Source organism: Microvirga rosea (assembly GCF_020595095.1).
GTDB classification, from domain to species: Bacteria; Pseudomonadota; Alphaproteobacteria; order Rhizobiales; family Beijerinckiaceae; genus Microvirga; species Microvirga rosea.
Map to the genome: position 1 here is coordinate 244,325 of NZ_JAJDOP010000004.1, position 15,271 is coordinate 259,595.

At 61.9% G+C, this 15,271-nt stretch carries 19 protein-coding genes; 3 read left to right on the forward strand and 16 right to left on the reverse strand.

Annotated features, from left to right (window positions below):
• Nucleotides 1-60 precede the first annotated feature (60 nt).
• The 12 genes from modC to LJD17_RS12655 form a co-directional block, all read right to left on the reverse strand.
• Nucleotides 61-1,173 carry a molybdenum ABC transporter ATP-binding protein gene (gene modC / locus LJD17_RS12600; RefSeq protein ID WP_227384535.1) on the reverse strand — a complete coding sequence of 371 codons (1,113 nt, stop codon included), beginning with the start codon at nucleotides 1,171-1,173 and terminating at the stop codon, nucleotides 61-63.
• Entirely contained in the window at nucleotides 1,173-1,868 is a 696-nt protein-coding gene (gene modB / locus LJD17_RS12605) for a molybdate ABC transporter permease subunit (protein WP_227384536.1), read from the reverse strand. The genes modC and modB overlap by 1 nt, the downstream gene beginning before the upstream one ends.
• On the reverse strand, nucleotides 1,865-2,677 hold the full coding sequence (gene modA, locus LJD17_RS12610) for a molybdate ABC transporter substrate-binding protein (protein WP_227384537.1): 813 nt from the start codon (nucleotides 2,675-2,677) through the stop codon (nucleotides 1,865-1,867). Before modA ends, modB begins: the two co-directional genes overlap by 4 nt.
• Nucleotides 2,678-2,734: 57 nt before the next feature.
• Complete coding sequence (gene msrQ / locus LJD17_RS12615) at nucleotides 2,735-3,391, reverse strand: protein-methionine-sulfoxide reductase heme-binding subunit MsrQ (RefSeq protein ID WP_227384538.1); 657 nt, start codon at nucleotides 3,389-3,391, stop codon at nucleotides 2,735-2,737.
• Complete coding sequence (gene msrP / locus LJD17_RS12620; RefSeq protein ID WP_227384539.1) at nucleotides 3,391-4,335, reverse strand: protein-methionine-sulfoxide reductase catalytic subunit MsrP; 945 nt, start codon at nucleotides 4,333-4,335, stop codon at nucleotides 3,391-3,393. Before msrP ends, msrQ begins: the two co-directional genes overlap by 1 nt.
• 111 nt (nucleotides 4,336-4,446) lie before the next feature.
• Nucleotides 4,447-5,517 (reverse strand): ABC transporter ATP-binding protein, encoded by a 1,071-nt coding sequence (locus tag LJD17_RS12625; RefSeq protein ID WP_227384540.1) that lies wholly within the window; start codon nucleotides 5,515-5,517, stop codon nucleotides 4,447-4,449.
• Nucleotides 5,518-5,546: 29 nt separating this feature from the next.
• Nucleotides 5,547-6,248 (reverse strand): N-acetylmannosamine-6-phosphate 2-epimerase, encoded by a 702-nt coding sequence (locus LJD17_RS12630; protein ID WP_227384541.1) that lies wholly within the window; start codon nucleotides 6,246-6,248, stop codon nucleotides 5,547-5,549.
• 10 nt (nucleotides 6,249-6,258) lie between these two features.
• Nucleotides 6,259-7,098, reverse strand: coding sequence for a carbohydrate ABC transporter permease (locus tag LJD17_RS12635; protein ID WP_227384784.1), 840 nt, complete (start codon nucleotides 7,096-7,098; stop codon nucleotides 6,259-6,261).
• A gap of 5 nt (nucleotides 7,099-7,103) precedes the next feature.
• Nucleotides 7,104-8,036 (reverse strand): carbohydrate ABC transporter permease, encoded by a 933-nt coding sequence (locus tag LJD17_RS12640; protein ID WP_227384542.1) that lies wholly within the window; start codon nucleotides 8,034-8,036, stop codon nucleotides 7,104-7,106.
• A 57-nt stretch (nucleotides 8,037-8,093) separates the two neighbouring features.
• Nucleotides 8,094-9,341: an extracellular solute-binding protein gene (locus LJD17_RS12645; RefSeq protein ID WP_227384543.1), complete on the reverse strand. Its 1,248-nt coding sequence runs from the start codon at nucleotides 9,339-9,341 to the stop codon at nucleotides 8,094-8,096.
• An 84-nt stretch (nucleotides 9,342-9,425) separates the two neighbouring features.
• Nucleotides 9,426-10,292, reverse strand: coding sequence for a hypothetical protein (locus LJD17_RS12650; protein WP_227384544.1), 867 nt, complete (start codon nucleotides 10,290-10,292; stop codon nucleotides 9,426-9,428).
• An 87-nt stretch (nucleotides 10,293-10,379) separates the two neighbouring features.
• The gene (locus tag LJD17_RS12655) at nucleotides 10,380-10,814 is read right to left on the reverse strand and encodes an OsmC family protein (RefSeq protein WP_227384545.1); all 435 of its coding nucleotides are present in this window, start codon (nucleotides 10,812-10,814) and stop codon (nucleotides 10,380-10,382) included.
• Nucleotides 10,815-11,028: 214 nt separating this feature from the next.
• Between LJD17_RS12655 and LJD17_RS12660 the strand changes: the two genes are divergently transcribed.
• Nucleotides 11,029-11,382, forward strand: coding sequence for a RidA family protein (locus LJD17_RS12660; protein WP_227384546.1), 354 nt, complete (start codon nucleotides 11,029-11,031; stop codon nucleotides 11,380-11,382).
• 20 nt (nucleotides 11,383-11,402) lie between these two features.
• Here LJD17_RS12660 and LJD17_RS12665 read toward each other — a convergent pair whose 3' ends face one another.
• Entirely contained in the window at nucleotides 11,403-11,903 is a 501-nt protein-coding gene (locus LJD17_RS12665; protein WP_264478382.1) for a pyridoxamine 5'-phosphate oxidase family protein, read from the reverse strand.
• Between LJD17_RS12665 and LJD17_RS12670 the strand changes: the two genes are divergently transcribed.
• Nucleotides 11,904-12,125, forward strand: coding sequence for a hypothetical protein (locus LJD17_RS12670; RefSeq protein ID WP_227384796.1), 222 nt, complete (start codon nucleotides 11,904-11,906; stop codon nucleotides 12,123-12,125).
• 131 nt (nucleotides 12,126-12,256) lie between these two features.
• Nucleotides 12,257-12,496, forward strand: a complete 240-nt coding sequence (locus tag LJD17_RS12675) for a hypothetical protein (protein WP_227384548.1) — start codon at nucleotides 12,257-12,259, stop codon at nucleotides 12,494-12,496.
• A 104-nt stretch (nucleotides 12,497-12,600) separates the two neighbouring features.
• Here LJD17_RS12675 and LJD17_RS12680 read toward each other — a convergent pair whose 3' ends face one another.
• The 3 genes from LJD17_RS12680 to LJD17_RS12690 all read right to left on the reverse strand — a co-directional run bounded on the left by LJD17_RS12680 (nucleotide 12,601) and on the right by LJD17_RS12690 (nucleotide 15,261).
• Nucleotides 12,601-13,407, reverse strand: a complete 807-nt coding sequence (locus LJD17_RS12680; RefSeq protein WP_227384549.1) for a DUF1194 domain-containing protein — start codon at nucleotides 13,405-13,407, stop codon at nucleotides 12,601-12,603.
• A gap of 217 nt (nucleotides 13,408-13,624) precedes the next feature.
• On the reverse strand, nucleotides 13,625-14,467 hold the full coding sequence (locus LJD17_RS12685) for an endonuclease/exonuclease/phosphatase family protein (RefSeq protein ID WP_227384550.1): 843 nt from the start codon (nucleotides 14,465-14,467) through the stop codon (nucleotides 13,625-13,627).
• Between the two features lie 17 nt (nucleotides 14,468-14,484).
• Nucleotides 14,485-15,261 carry an ABC transporter permease gene (locus LJD17_RS12690; protein WP_227384785.1) on the reverse strand — a complete coding sequence of 259 codons (777 nt, stop codon included), beginning with the start codon at nucleotides 15,259-15,261 and terminating at the stop codon, nucleotides 14,485-14,487.
• Nucleotides 15,262-15,271: the final 10 nt, after the last annotated feature.

A 15,271-nucleotide genomic window follows, 5' to 3' on the forward strand; every position in this document is an offset into this window, starting at 1 on the left:
TGCCTTTTGGAAAGAATGATGTTGGGGGCAAGCTACACCCCCTGGCACCGGGCGCAACCCTCATGCGGCGCCGTCCACCCGCGGCGCCTGCGACACCACGTCAGAATCCATCGCGACGCTTTTGACGATCGCGTGAACCCTAACCCCAGGGGCGAGGCGCAGGTCCTCGGCGGACTTGCGGGTGATGCGCGCCACGAGGCTCTCGCCCCCGCAATCGAGCATGACGTCGGCCCCCGGCCCGCCGGAGGCGTCGAGGGATACGACCGAGCCCGGCAGGACGTTCAAGGCACTCATGGATAGCGGGCGCTCCAGGGACAGGATCACGTCGCGGGCGCGAATGCGGACCCTCAAGGACGCTCCCACGGGAAGCCCGATGCGCGGGACCGTCAACGGCCCGGCCCTGGTTTCGAGGACCGTCAGGGCAAACTCGTCCTCGTGACGCAGCACCCGTGTCTCGACGAGGGTGCCGGCTTCCATTGGCCCATGGGAGGCGAAGAGATCCGTATGCCGCAGAACCTCGGCGGCGGCGCCGATCGCGGCGACGCGGCCCTCGGAGAGAACCACCACGGATGTCGCAAGCCGTGCAATCTCCGGCACCGAATGACTGACGAGCACGATCGGCACCTGCCCCTCGTCCCGAAGGCGCTCGATATAGGGATAGATCTCGGCCTTTCTGTCATCGTCCAGCGACGCCAGGGGCTCGTCCATGAGAAGAAGCTGCGGGTCGGCCAAAAGCGCTCGGCCGATCGCCACCCTCTGCTTCTCGCCGCCGGAGAGCGTCGGCGGCCTGCGGTCGAGGAGGTGCTCAATTCCGAGAAGCGCCACCATAGTCCCGAAATCGGCGCTCCTTTCCTTCCGGGGCGTGAACCACCTTCCGAAAAGCAGGTTCTGCCGAACGGTCAGATGGGGAAACAGCCGCCCCTCCTGGAAGACGTAACCGATCCGCCGCCGGTGCACCGGCACATCGATTCCACGTGACGTATCGAGCAGGGGACGGCCGTTGACGGCGATCCGGCCCTCCGACGGGCGGATCAGACCGCCGATCGCGTTGACGAGGGTGGTTTTCCCCGCTCCCGAACGGCCGAACAGGGCGGTCAAACGCCCCTGCGAGTGAAATCGCGCCTGAAGCGTGAAGGCACCCTGCCGATGCTTGATGTCCACATCCAGGCTCATCAGGCTGCAAGCCTCCGTTGGAGCCGGCGCGCAAACAACTCGGACCCCCAGAGGGCCATGAGGGAGAGGACGATGGAGACGAGCGTCAGGCGGAGCGCCCCGCCCTCCCCTCCGGGAACCTGCGTGAAGGTATAGATGGCGGTGGGCAGGGTTTGCGTTTCGCCTGGAATGTTCGACACGAACGTGATGGTCGCACCAAATTCACCCATCGCCCTGGCGAAGGACAAGACCATCCCGGCCAGGATCCCCGGAAGGATCAAGGGCAGCGTCACCAGGAAGAAGACCCAAACCGGACCGGCACCGAGCGTCTCCCCGGCCTGTTCGAGCCGCCTGTCCACCGCCTCGACGGAAAGGCGGACGGCGCGAACGAGCAGCGGAAAGCCCATGACCGCGCAGGCCAATGCCGCGCCGGTCCAGCGAAACGCGAACACGATACCGAAGTGCTCCGCCAGGAACGCACCCACGGGTGCGCGGCGACCGAAGGTCAGCAGAAGCAGGTAACCGACCACGACAGGCGGAAGGATGAGCGGGAGATGCACGACAGCATCGAGGAACTGACGGCCGAAGAAGCGTCCGCGCGCCAGGAGCATCGCGACGGCGATTCCGGGCACGAGGCTCCCGACCATCGCCGCTATGGCGACCTTCAGGCTCAAGGTCACCGCTGCCCACTCGGCAGGAGAAAGCCACTCGCTCAAGAACCGGAAACCGACTTGTCGAGGATCGTGAATCCTTGCTTTTCAAAAAGCGGCCTGACTTTCGGCGACCGCAGAAAATCGAGAAACGCCTTCGCGTCCGGGTTCACCGACGCCCTGACCCTCGCAAGAGGATAAACGATGGGCGGGTGGCTCCCGTCAGGGAAGGTCCCGGCGATCCGGACGCCCGGATCCGAGGCGGCGTCCGTTCGATACACGATCCCGAGCGGCGCCTCGCCGCGGGATACGAGAAGCAGCGCGGCGCGCACACTCTCGGCCTGCACCACGCGATCCTTGACCCTGTCCCAGGCCCCGAGCTTTTCCAGGGCGCCCTTCCCGTACTTCCCTGCTGGAACGGCATCAACGTTGCCCATAGCGAGACGGCCGTCCTTCAAGGCTCCGGCCAAGTCGAAACCGGGCTGAACGGCGAATTCGCGGGGATCGTCCCCGGCCGCGACGAGCACGATCGAATTGCCGAGGAGATTGACGCGGGAATCCGCATCGATCAGTCCTTTCGCCGCCAGATCGTTCATCCAGTCGAGATCGGCGGAGAAAAACAGATCGGCCGGCGCTCCCGCTTCGATCTGCTTGGCGAGCACATTGCTGCCTGCATAGGATATGGCGATTGTCCTGCCTGTTTCCCGCCGCCAAGCCTGAGCCGCGTCATCGAGAGCATTCTTCAGGCTCGCGGCGGCGAAAACGACCAGATCCCGGTTCTGCGCCATCGCCGGCAGCACGGCTCCCGCCGCAATCGCCGCACCGACGAGGAGCGTTCGCAGGAAGCGCCGCCCGATATCGAAAATCCGTCCCATAAGCTGCCGTCCTCGGCTGGAATCCCGTTGCGCATCCTAACGGAGCAGCCTTCGTCTTCAAGCTGCCCGGCGCCGGGAACGGGGCTCGCGCGACACTTTTCGGTAGACGGAACGTCCGAGCCTGTATCCGAGCAGCGCGAGCACAATGGCCGTATAAACCAGCGGCTCCGGCGGCCAGGATTTCACGACCAGCAGGAAATGCAGCACAGCCCCGATGGCCGCCACATAGACGAGCCGATGGAGCCTCGCCCATGCCTGCCCGCCGAGCCGGCGGATCGCCGCGTTGTTCGATGTCAGCGCCAGCGGCACGAGGATCACGAAGGTGGCCATGCCGATCGTGATGTAGGGCCTCTTCACCAGATCCGCCCCGATCGCTTCCAGATCGAGGCCCTGGTCCAGCACCAGATACGTGACGAGATGCAGGACGGCATAATAGAAGCAAAGGAGACCGGTCGCCCGGCGATAGCGCAGCAGATTGATGTCGAAGATCTGACGCAAGGGCGTGATGGAGAGCGTCACGACCAGGAAACGAAGCGCCCACAGCCCGAGCGCCTGCTCCAGATAGCGCATGGGATCCGCGCCGAGATTGTCGTTGATGCCCTGATAGAACAGCCACACCGCCGGAATGAAACCGACGAGATAAACCGCGATCTTCGGCACGGGAGGAAGCTTGAAGCGCGCTTTGGCTTCCCGGCGTGGGCTGCGGGCGTCCATCAGTAGAACTTTCGCAAATCCATGCCGGAATAAAGCTGGGCCACCTGCTCGGCGTAGCCGTTGAAGGGCAATGTCGGCCGTCTTTTGACGAACAATCCGCCTTCACCGATGCGGCGCTCGGTCTTTTGGCTCCAGCGCGGATGATCGACGCTCGGATTGACGTTCGCGTAGAAGCCGTACTCGTCGGAAGCCTGCCGGTTCCACGAGGTCTCGGGCTGCTTTTCCACGAAGCTGATCCGCGTGATCGATTTGATGCTCTTGAAGCCGTATTTCCACGGCACCACGAGCCGGATCGGTGCGCCGTTCTGGTTCGGCAAGGGGTCGCCATAAAGGCCGACCGCCAGGATCGCGAGAGGATTCATCGCCTCGTCGAGCCGCAGACCTTCCACATAAGGCCAGTCGAGAACCGGGAACATGGATTGAAGCCCTGGCATCTCCTCGGGACGATTGGCGGTCTCGAACGCGACGTACTTGGCGCTCCCGAGCGGCTCGACCCGCTTGATCAGGTCGGCCAGGGCAAAACCGTCCCACGGGATGACCATGGACCACCCCTCGACGCAGCGCAGGCGGTAGATCCGCTCCTCCAGGGTGCTGGTCTTGATGAGGTCATCGACGGAAAACTCTGCGGGCTTCCCCACCAGGCCATCGACCTTCACCGTCCAGGGCGTTGTCTTGAGGCTCTTGGCGTAGGTCGCCGGGGCCTCCTTGGCGACGCCGAATTCGTAATAGTTGTTGTAGCTGGTCACATCCTCGCGGCCGGTCAGCTTCTCGTCGGTCGAAAACGGGCTCTTGACCGTCGTGAGGGAGGCGGCCCCGGACGAGCCTGGGAAACCCGCCGCGAAAGCGAGACCGGCTGCGCCGCCCATAAGTTGACGGCGGTTCAGGTAGACGCTCCGAGGCGTGATCTCGGAGGGGAGGATATCGGAAGGGCGGCGGATGAGCACGGCGGCACCTCGTTTGGAACCCACATGCTCTGGGTACACCCGAGCGAGGCAAACGTGAAAGCACGTTTGCGTTATAATGCCCGCTCCGGTGGGAAGGCGTTTCCGCCGGCCTCAGGCGTCGGCGACGCGCTGCCCGTGCTCGTCGAACAGGTGCGTCTGCCGGGCCATCGGCTTCAGCCCCACAGGGTCCGAAGGTTTCAGGCTCACCCGGTCGCGAACCACGACGGTCAGGTTGCCGCCCTCCGCCTTCACGATCACTGTCGTGTCGGAACCGGTCGGCTCGACCACCGCAACCGTCGCCGGAATGGTCCCGGCCGTCCCGGCCGCGACGATTTCCAGATGCTCCGGGCGGACGCCATAGGTGGCCTTGGCCCCTGCCTGCAGGGGTGGCCGGCGATCGAGCGGCAGGAGGGCCCCGCTCGGCAGGCGAAGGCCGCCCTCCTCCAGGGTGCCGTCGAGGAAGTTCATGGCGGGCGAACCGATGAACCCGGCCACGAACAGGTTGGCCGGACGATCGTAAAGGTCGAGGGGCGCACCGATCTGCTCGACGATGCCGTCATGCATCACCACGATCTTGTCGGCCATGGTCATGGCCTCGATCTGATCGTGCGTCACGTACACGGTCGTGGTCTTCAGGCGCTGGTGCAATTCCTTGATCTCGGTGCGCATCTGCACGCGCAGCTTGGCGTCGAGGTTGGACAGGGGCTCGTCGAAGAGAAACACCTGCGGGTCGCGCACGATGGCCCGGCCCATGGCCACGCGTTGGCGCTGCCCGCCCGACAGCTGGCGCGGGTAGCGGTCGAGGAGCGGCAGAAGCCCCAGCGATGAAGCCGCGTCTTGGATCCGCTTTTTCTGCTCAGCCTGGGAGGCGCCCTTCAGCTTGAGGGAGAAGGCCATGTTCTCCGCCACCGTCATGTGCGGATAAAGGGCATAGGACTGGAACACCATCGCGATGTCGCGATCCTTCGGCGGCACATCGTTCACGACCCGTGGCCCGATGCGGATCTCGCCGTCGGTGATGTCTTCCAAGCCCGCGATCATGCGCAGCAAGGTCGATTTCCCGCAGCCAGAAGGGCCGACCAGGATAACGAACTCGCCGTCCTCGATATCGACGTTGACGCCCTTGATGATCGCAACCGGTCCAAAGGACTTGCGGATATTGCGGATCGACACATTGGCCATGTTTTACTCCGTGACAGATCTGCGCCGTCTCACGGGGCGCCGGTGTTTCCTTCGTCCGCCCACGGCTGTGCCGCTCGAGCGAACTTCTTTGTGATTTCGCGTGGATTGGTGATCGCCGTCCCTACAACGACCGCATGCGCGCCCCGCTCGAATGCGGCGGCAACGAGTTCCGGCGTGTCGAAGCGGCCTTCCGCCACCACCGGCACCGGTACGGCGGCCACGAGAGCGGAAATCAGGTCGAGGTCGGGCCCCTTGTCTTTCATCGCCGCCGTCTCGTCCGTATAGCCGGACAGGGTCGTTGCCACGTAGGTTGCTCCAAACGCGGCGGCCGCCCGGCCCTCGTCCAAGGTCGAGATGTCGGCGAAGACTTCGCGCCCGAGTTCTTGTCGAATGCGGGCGATCAGGCTTTCGGCCGACTCGCCGTCTCGGAGGCGAGGCGTCGCGTCGAGGGCGATGATGTCCGCGCCGGCCCGCGCGATGCGTGAGGCGGCTGCGAAATCAGGCGTGATGTAGACGGGAAAATCGTCATTGAAGACCTTGTCGATCCCGATGATCGGCATGGTGGTCAACGCGCGGATGGCCGCGACATCCTTGATGCCGTTCGCCCGGAAGCCTTTGGCGCCGCCATCCATGGCGGCCCGGGCCATGGCGGACATGAAGATCGGGCCGTGCAGCGGATTGTCTTCGCGGGCCTGGCAGGAGACCAGGAGCGCGCCTTTCGGAATATGCATGGACAATCTCCTATTTCACGGCACCGGCTGTCATGCCCTGAATGAACTGGCGTGACAAGGCAATGTAGAGGAGCGTGATCGGGGCGGCCGCGATAGTCAGGCCTGCGAACAGCATACCCCAATCGGTGGTGTATTCCCCCATGAAGGTCGTCAACCCCTGCGGCAGGGTCTTGGCCGAGTCGGTTTGAATGAACACGAGAGGGAAGAAGAAGTCATTCCAGATCGGGACGGCGTTCTGAATGGCCGCGATGGCCATGGGCGGCCTCGCGAGAGGCAGCATGACCGACCACATGATGCGCGGCTCCGACGCCCCATCGATCCGCGCCGCATCCTCGAGCTCCGCGGGAAGCGAGCGCAGGAATCCCGCCATGATGAACACCGCCGATGGGAGGCCGATCGCCGTGTAGGTGACGATAAGGCTCCACCGGCTGTCGAGGAGATTGAGATCCCGCAGCAGAATGAACAGGGGAATGACCGCCAGCTTCAGCGGCAGCATGAGGCCCGCGAGAAAGAACAACAGGATGAAAGTGTTCGTGCGGGATTCGTAGCGGGCGACCGCATAACCCGCCATGGTGCCGAGAACCAGGATGAGGATGATCGACGCGCCGGTCACGATGATCGAGTTGACGAAATAGGTCGGCATCGACGTTTCGCCGAGCACCCGGGCAAAGTTCTGGACCTGAGTGAAGTCGGGCAGCGCGAAGGGATGCTCGAAGATCTCGCCGGTCGTCTTGAAGGCGGAGAACACCATCACCACGACCGGATAGAGCATGATGAAGGAGTTCATGATCAGAATGATCTGGGCCAGAAAGGCGAATGAGATAGGACGCGGCTGCGCGCTCTCGGTCATGGTGGTCAAAACTGGATCTCCCGACGGCGCAGCCACAGGGTCAGCATCGATGCGAACACGACGATGAACAGGAACAGGAGGGTGGCGAGCGCAGAGCCCTGCCCGAAATTCTGGATGCTCGCGCTCTGGTTTCCGAACGCCGTCCGGTAGAATACGAGGCCCAGAACATCCGTCGTCCCGAAGGGGGAGCCGTCGAGCCCGACCATCACGTAGGGAATTTCAAACCAGTTGAAGGCGCCGATGAAAAGGAGCGTGAACAGGATGGTTGTGCTGGGCGCCACAAGGGGCCAGACGATGCCCTTCAGGAGTTGCCATTCCGTCGTGCCGTCGAGGCGGGCGGCCTCCACGATCTCGGAGGGAATGCGCTGCATGCCCGCGAGGTAAACGAGGGTCGGAAAGCCGATGAAATGCCAGGCATTGGCCAGGATGAGCGCACCGAGAGCGGTCGAGGAATCGCCGAGCCAGGGCTTGGCGAGGGAATCGAGCCCGACCGAATAGAGCGCCTGGTTCACGATGCCGAAATTCGGATTGAGAAACAGCTTCCAGAGGAAGCCGACGATGATCGTCGACAGCACCACCGGGACGAACACCGCAACCCGATGGAAGCGGAAGCCGAAGGGCTCCTTATAGAGCAGCCAGGCGAGGAAAAACCCGCCGCCGTTCTGGATGATCATCAGGGCCACGAGAGCATAGACATTGTGCAGAAACGCGTTCCACACCACGGGTCCCATGGTTGCCCCGAAGAGGACTTCGCGGAAATTCGCAAGGCCGATGAATTCGCCCCGCGCCAAGCCGCGCCACTCATAGAAGGCGTAAGCGAAGGCCGACAGGATCGGATAGACCACGAACAAGGACATGAAGACGATCGGCGGGACGACGAGAAACGCCACCCAGCTACGATGTTTCAGCGTTCTAGCCTGTTTGGGCGAGACGGGCATGGGCGGAACCCCAAAAGAAAAGGCGGCGAGCCCGCGAGCCCGCCGCCATGGTCGGTGTTATTTCTGGAACGGCTTGTAGTAGGTCGCGACGCCCTTGTTGATCTCGGCGGCAGCCTGCTCGGGGGTCTGCTGACCCGCCAGCATCTTCTGAACGTTCGACTGCAGCAGAACCGAGCCGCTCGGCTCCTGATAGCGGAACCGGACGAGCATCAGGTAGGACATGGAATGCTCGGCGAGCTTCGCCACCTCCTGCGTGATCGGATCCTCGATCTTGATGCCCTTGATCGGCGACAGGTTTTTCAGGGTATTGGTGAAGGCCGTGCCGTATTCCGGCGTCGCCAGGAAGCGAACGAACTTCAGGGCGGCGTCCTTCTTGTCGGACTTCGCATTCACCGCATAACCGCCGTCGTAATAGGTCGCGATCAGCGCCTCATCCCCCGCCTTCAGGACCGGAGCCGGAAAAACTCCGAGATCGAGGGTGGGGTTCTGGTTCTTGAAGTTCGCAACCTCATATGACCCGCCCGCGAACATCGCCGCGCGTCCGGCGACGAAGAGCTGCTGCGACGACGGGTAATCGACTCCGGTGAAATTCGGCGCGAAGTACTGGCTCACATCCTTCAGCTTGGTCAAGGCGTTGACGAAGCGCGGATCCGTGAAGTTCGCCTTGCCGGAAACGATATCCTCCTCGAACTGCTTGCCGAGCATGGAGGAGAGAAGACCGCCGACGATGGTCTCGTTTTGCCACGCCGTGGCTGTTCCGTTCGAGAACGGATTGATGTTCTTGGCCTTGAGAGCCTGGCAGAGAGCCATCAGCTCGTCCCAGGTCTTGGGCGGGTTCACGCCCGCATCCTTGAAGATCTTCTTGTTGTAGACCACGAGCTGGGCCTGCATGGCGAACGGCACCGCATAGACCTTGCTGTCGGAGCGGAGAGTTTCGGCCGCCAGGGCGGAGTCCGGGAAGTTCGCCAGCTCCGGAACGTTCTGCTTGTCGAGGGCAAGCAGGTAGCCGGGCGTTGCGATGGATTCGAGATTGCCGTAGGCGCGCGCCTGGATCACGTCGGGACCACGGCCGGCCGCGAGAGCGGTCGAGAGGATGGTCTGGTAGTTTTCCGGAGCGTAGGTCTCGAACTTGACCGAGATGTCCGGCTCCTTCTCCTGAAACTTCTTGATGATGTCCTGGTAGAATGTCTTGTCCTCCTGGCGCCAGCTCCAGAAGGTCAGCTCGGTCTTGGCCATGGCGGCCCCGGCGGAAAGAAGGTAGCCGCCCATGGCGACGCCCATCAGCATGCGTCTCGTCAAATTCATCGTGAGTCCCCTCATTGTTGGATTCTCCTCCTTTAACACCGAAAAATTTGCCTTTTGAGGTCCATCTTCCGGAATCCCATCGGTTCAGCCTTCGGCCGCGATGACCAGAACGGTCGCGTCGTCATGCGTTTTGACGCGCCGGAACGTCTGCCTGGTCTCGTCACGGCGCTCCCGGTCCCGCAATTCGCCGAGCAGCTCTTCCCCCTTGCCTGCGGCCAGGGCCCTGTAAAGGGTATCATCCGTATAGGCATCGAACACATCCACAAGGCGCATGAAGCCATCGGTCGCCAGGACAACCGGCGCCCCCGCCTCGACAGGGGCCGAGAAGCGGAGTTCCCTCCCCGCCCACGGACGCAGCGGATTCACGACCCAGTATCCGTCGGGATGATTCAGCTTCGTTCTGTTTTCGAGAATCTGGCGCCGAACCGCGTCCGGCAGGTCTGCGGATCGGTCATGGCCGTCCTGAAGCGCCGCCAACGTCCGTCGTTCGAAGGGCTTCGCCCGCTCGTCCGTCCAGCGGAGAACTCGTCCCTCCGACAGCACGAGCGCGACGACATCTCCCAGGAAGAAGCCCTTCAAGGCAAGAGACCCGGGCGGCTCCCTTACGGCTGAGATCAGTCCCAGACAGGCGGAAGGACCCGCCTCCTCCGGGACTGGAACGCCGGCAGCCCGTGCGAACGCCTGAGCGGCGTCATCTTCGAGCTGCCGCAGCAGCTCATCCACCCGGCCGTCCGGATGTCCGGCATTGGCCAGCTGGTCTCCGATGAACCGAGCGAGCCACGCGGCATCGCTTTCAGCCCCGGCGATCCGGCCTTCGGACACCCCGGTTGCGCCATCGACGATCCATGCGAGATCACCCTGCAGACCACACGCGTCCTCGTTGACGCGGGAGCCGGGAAGCGATTGCCGGTAAAGGGACCGGAAGCGGGTATGATGGCCAGTTTCGCTCACGCTTCACTGGTCTCATATTGGTCGCGTCCTGTCCATAGTGGTCTTATGGTTTTCACAGGTCCGAACGGACAGCTATCGCCGCGGAATTTACGAGACCAGATCGGCTGCTTCGTCCACAACGGACCACTCGTGCGTAATCTCGGCGACAGCGCCGAGCATGATCGAAGCCGAACAATATTTCTCTTTCGACAAGGAAATCGCACGCTCCACCTTCGCAGGAGCCAGGTCCCTTCCGGTCACCCGGTAAACGATATGGATCTTCGTGAAGACCTTAGGATCGGCCTCGGCGCGTTCGGCCTCCACTTCGACCACGCAATCGGTGACGTTCTCGCGCCCGCGCCTGAGAATCTGCACCACGTCGAAAGCCGTGCAGCCCCCAAGGCCGATCAGCAGCATCTCCATCGGCCGAATGCCGAGATTGCGCCCGCCGTATTCCGGAGCGCCATCCATCACGATGGCATGGCCGCTGCCCGATTCACCGACGAATGCCATCCCGTCGACCAATTTCACTCGTGCTTTCATGGTAAAACCAAACCTCGCCTTTGCTCTTATCCATCGCCTTATAGGGCCTCGCCGCAGGAAGCAGAACGATTTTCGCCGCGAGGCACGACCGGCGGGTCATGCGGAAGCACGATGATGTTCTTCATCGCGCGGACTTGCGGCGCGGACTTTTGACGGGCATGTCTCCTGACCGGGTCGCGAAGCGGCAATTGCGAAACAGCATGGAGTTTGGATCATGGCGGGAGTTTCACGGGTGGGGGTTGCGACCCGCTACAGCGATCTCGTGATCCTGGACGATGTCGCCTATTTTTCGGGCTACGTGCCTGAAACGAGCGTGGGGCAACCGGTGGCGGAGCAGACCAGGGACATTCTCGAACAGATTGCCCAATCCCTGGCCGAAATCGGCAGCGACAAGACCAAGGTTCTGCACGCCACGATCTGGCTCGCCGATATGGGGAATTATGACGCGATGAACGAGGTATGGGACAGCTGGGTTCCGGCAGGACATGCCCCTGCCCGCGTCTGTGTCGAAAACAAGCTGGCCGATCCCAGTTACGCCATCGAGATCCAGGTCACGGCCGCCCTCTGAAGAGACGGACGGCGCTTCCTTCAACGAAGAGAGGTGCCCGTCCAGGACGGGGGATCGCTGGCCGGAAAGGACTCGAGATCCGCCTCCTCGACCATATCGCCTTTTGGGTTCTCATCGGTCACAGCATCGGTCACGGTCGCAAACTCGGTGTGTCCGAACCCCTTCCTGTAGTCGAGAACCGAGAACACCTCCGGGACGACCTGGAAGAATGCGACTCCCTCCAGGGCTTCGGAGGCATATCGGGTCAATTGGGGATACTTGAGGACCATCATTCGCCCGGCCCGCTGAATCTCGGACAGGTCGGTCAGAAGCGTCGCCCGGCCCGCCAACGACAGGCCGCGGATATCTTCCCAGCTTTCATAAGGCAGGTTGATGGCCGCGGAAATCCGATCATCATAGGCGATGTTCTGAGCCTTCTGAGACTGGACCGCACAACCGAAATACAGAAGCAACCCGTTGTTGGCGAATGAAACCGTGGTCGCCTGCGGATAGCCGTCCTCGCGCAGGGTTGCGAGGGTCATATGTGGCGCCCGGTTGAAGATTTCGATGATCTGCCGCCGCAATATCTCGTCCATAACCTTGCACTCCAAGGCGGAAAGCTACCCTGCCACGATGAAAACCAGTTTGGCGCTGCGTTCAAACGCCAACAAGATCATCCTTTATCGCCACTGAAACCGCCGTTCGTCATTCGAAATAATGTTGCATATCTTTCGTTCGACCGGGAAAACGGCTCGTCCTATTAAATTTTTCAACGCCGAAATTGTTGCAGAATAAGGAAAAAAACGAATGTAACAAAATCCACTCTCTGGCCGGAGAGCAGACAGCGTTCCGGTTTTGCGCGAAACCATGAACAACGCGAAACATGGAGGTCGCCATGACCCAAGACTTCGATCTGATCGGTGCACTGACAAGCTTCTCCGTCGGAACTCTGGATGGCCGCGATGCCATGATGGTGATCGAGATCGCCGCGACCCCCGATGATTTTGCGCGCGGCATTCGGCATCAGATGCCGGTCGCCATGACGGCGGATCGGGCCCGCGAACTCGGTGAGGCTCTCCTCATGGCGGCCGAGGCGGCGCTCATGGGCGATGCGCCGACGAATGCGATGAACTGACAATTGTTCTTCCCGCTGCGACGCCTGTGCGGCAGCGCTTCAAAGGTGAAGCGGCGGCATCCGAAAGAACAGAACCGGGTTCTCAAGCGTCGTCGAGGATGGAGTTAGCGTTTTGAAGGGCCTTGGAGACGCTCTTCCTGTTGCTTCTTCTCGCCGGTTCGGCAATCGACCCCCAGGCCGGTCGGTATGACCAGCGGCAGCTGAGCGTCGATGCCAGACACCTCGCGAAGAATCTTGAGCTCGATCAGCGTGGCAAACTCGTTGATGTCCCGCACCGGCTGCATAAAGGCGCCAATTCCGCCGATAACGCAGTCACGATAGTAGATATCGAGAATATCCATATCCCAAGTGGCCTCCGGGTTCTTAACCATGACGGGAAGTCCGTTAATGGTGACGCCCGATCCTGCGATCTGATCGCGGGCGTCCGTCACCGCCCGTCCATCGTTATTGGTGCCGTCCCCTGAAACGTCGATGACCTGACGAACCGCCTCGACCTCCGCCTGTCGCAAAAGCCTCGCACTGAAATCCAAAGCGGCGGAAATCGACGTGGTCGTTCCACGCCGTGTAGGCTGGAAGGACAGTCTTTGGGCAAAAGTGCTGGCTGAATCGGGCCCATCGACGACCGTCCAAGGGACCACGATGGTTTGATCGTCCATCGACGACCACTCCACATAAGTTACGGCAATTCTTCCAAGAATGCCCCTCTGGATGGCCTTGTGCACAAGCGGCGATCTGAACGCCTCGACGAATCCGTCGCGCTGCAGCTTCTGCTCATTTGGGTCCATGGACGAAGAAACGTCCACCGCAATCACGAGAGCAAGATCGAGTTTCGGTTCTGCTTGAGCGGGACTGATCAGGGGAAGGATGGCGACGGACAGGCACAGACACAGGAACCGGGGCAAATGAAACATTGCCGCCTCCATTGAGGATGATTCCCAGCCGCAAACGGGCATACGCAACGGTTCCGCCCGGATTAAGGCGTGAACGGAATCAGGTCTTCGGAAGTTCCAAGTCCCTTGGGAATTTCCGCCGCTCGGACGGAACCTCGAGGCGCAGGGGGCAGGACGGCCCGCCAAGCATGTTTGATCGGCTCGCCTCAATCCAGCCTTTGAGTGTCCCCGAATAGGTTCAGAAATCGAGCTCGAGGAGAACCGGCTGGTGATCCGAGGCCTGAGTTTCCTGATTATACGTAACGGCCCTTACCCGGGACTTGAGATCCTCCGTCACGAAGATGAAATCGCAGCAATGGGGAGGTCCGTTCGTCTGATCGTAAATGCAGAAGGAACTCGGATGAGGCGCATCGCCCTCCAAGACCCGCCAGGAATCGAGGAGTGCCGGCGCTCCGTTGTCGAAGGTGTCCGAGATACGCTGTTTGATGGGATCGTCCGGGCGCATGTTGAAATCCCCGGTCAGAATCGCGGAGGACGTCGTCGGGAATCGCACATAGGTCCCCTCCCCGTCGACCCGAGGCACCGTAACCCTATCGTGAGCCGTGCGATGCGCCTCGCGGATGCCTTCCACTTGCGCGCGCCGCAGTTTGTCCGACGAGTATTCCAGGTGGGTCGTCATGATCCGTAAAGGACCGGTCGCCGCGGCAATGTTGGCTTCGAGAACGAGCCGCGGCATGTTGCGAGTCGCCGCCGCTTCCCACGGCAAGGTATAGCGCAGGACCTGCGCGACCGGGAGGCGAGAAAGGATCATGTTGCCGAAACGGCGCCGCCGGCCAGCCTGGCCCGGAATATCCAAGGCCACGCCTTCGACAGCCGCGTAGCCCGGCAACAGGTTCGCGAGCACGGCGAACTGGTCGGCGCCATCGTTGCTCTTGAGATTGTCGAAGTTGTCCGACACCTCCTGAAGGCACAGCACATCGAAATCCGCGATGCTGCGGGCTTCGTCGACGATGCGCTGAAGATCGACACGTTCATCGATCCCCAGTCCCCACTGGATGTTCCAGGTGATGAGCCGGAGCATGACTGATCCTGTTTGGCTTATTGGCCTACTTTGCTCAGGACGTCGGCCTTGAGGAAGCGCTCGATGACGATCATGAACAGAACGGACGGCACAAGAAGAATGAGAGCGGTGATGGACGCGATCTGATAGTTCCCGCCCATGCTGGCGTTGTATAAGAGGAGCGGCAGGGTTGTCACCTGCGGCACGCCGACAAAGAACGTCCCGGTGAACTCGTCCAGGGACTCGAGAAAAACGAAAATGGCGCTGGCCATGATTCCGGGCGCAGCCAGCGGCAGGGTAATGGTGAAGAAGGTCCGCAAAGGCGACGCACCGATGTTGCGCGCCGCCAGCTCGAGATCCTTGTCCACCGCAGCGAAAGCCGCCGCCGCAATCCAGACGGAATAAACAAGGCCATGGGCCGCGTGGACCAGAACCACCCCGGTGATCGTACCCGTCAAGCCGATGCTGTAGAAGACCCGCGCGACGTTGATGTAGATCGCAACCGACGGAAAGGCTTGCGGCAGCAGGAACAGGATCATCAATGCCGTCCGCCATGGCAGCTTGAGGCGAGCGAGCGCATATCCCGCCGGAACCGAGACCGCCAGGGCAACCACAACCGTCAGACAGGCGATCCCGACGCTCGTCGCCAAGGACGACATGGCATCGCCGGTCGGACGAAAAACGACCTCCCAATAACGAAGGCCGTAGGACACGGGCAGCTTGAACGGCGCGTACCAGCGCTCCGCCACCGACCATAGCGCCAGGTTCGCCAAAGGTCCGAACAGGAGAAAGGCGAAAACGGCCAATCCAAGCATCTTGAGCAGG

Bases quoted from the DNA above. Each gene is read 5' to 3' on its own strand.
- modC (WP_227384535.1), bottom strand. From the start codon at position 1,173: ATGAGCCTGGATGTGGACATCAAGCATCGGCAGGGTGCCTTCACGCTT.
- modA (WP_227384537.1), bottom strand. From the start codon at position 2,677: ATGGGACGGATTTTCGATATCGGGCGGCGCTTCCTGCGAACGCTCCTC.
- msrQ (WP_227384538.1), bottom strand. From the start codon at position 3,391: ATGGACGCCCGCAGCCCACGCCGGGAAGCCAAAGCGCGCTTCAAGCTT.
- LJD17_RS12625 (WP_227384540.1), bottom strand. From the start codon at position 5,517: ATGGCCAATGTGTCGATCCGCAATATCCGCAAGTCCTTTGGACCGGTT.
- LJD17_RS12630 (WP_227384541.1), bottom strand. From the start codon at position 6,248: ATGCATATTCCGAAAGGCGCGCTCCTGGTCTCCTGCCAGGCCCGCGAA.
- LJD17_RS12635 (WP_227384784.1), bottom strand. From the start codon at position 7,098: ATGACCGAGAGCGCGCAGCCGCGTCCTATCTCATTCGCCTTTCTGGCC.
- LJD17_RS12640 (WP_227384542.1), bottom strand. From the start codon at position 8,036: ATGCCCGTCTCGCCCAAACAGGCTAGAACGCTGAAACATCGTAGCTGG.
- LJD17_RS12645 (WP_227384543.1), bottom strand. From the start codon at position 9,341: ATGAATTTGACGAGACGCATGCTGATGGGCGTCGCCATGGGCGGCTAC.
- LJD17_RS12655 (WP_227384545.1), bottom strand. From the start codon at position 10,814: ATGAAAGCACGAGTGAAATTGGTCGACGGGATGGCATTCGTCGGTGAA.
- LJD17_RS12660 (WP_227384546.1), top strand. From the start codon at position 11,029: ATGGCGGGAGTTTCACGGGTGGGGGTTGCGACCCGCTACAGCGATCTC.
- LJD17_RS12665 (WP_264478382.1), bottom strand. From the start codon at position 11,903: ATGACCCTCGCAACCCTGCGCGAGGACGGCTATCCGCAGGCGACCACG.
- LJD17_RS12670 (WP_227384796.1), top strand. From the start codon at position 11,904: ATGTGGCGCCCGGTTGAAGATTTCGATGATCTGCCGCCGCAATATCTC.
- LJD17_RS12675 (WP_227384548.1), top strand. From the start codon at position 12,257: ATGACCCAAGACTTCGATCTGATCGGTGCACTGACAAGCTTCTCCGTC.
- LJD17_RS12680 (WP_227384549.1), bottom strand. From the start codon at position 13,407: ATGTTTCATTTGCCCCGGTTCCTGTGTCTGTGCCTGTCCGTCGCCATC.
- LJD17_RS12685 (WP_227384550.1), bottom strand. From the start codon at position 14,467: ATGCTCCGGCTCATCACCTGGAACATCCAGTGGGGACTGGGGATCGAT.
- LJD17_RS12690 (WP_227384785.1), bottom strand. From the start codon at position 15,261: ATGCTTGGATTGGCCGTTTTCGCCTTTCTCCTGTTCGGACCTTTGGCG.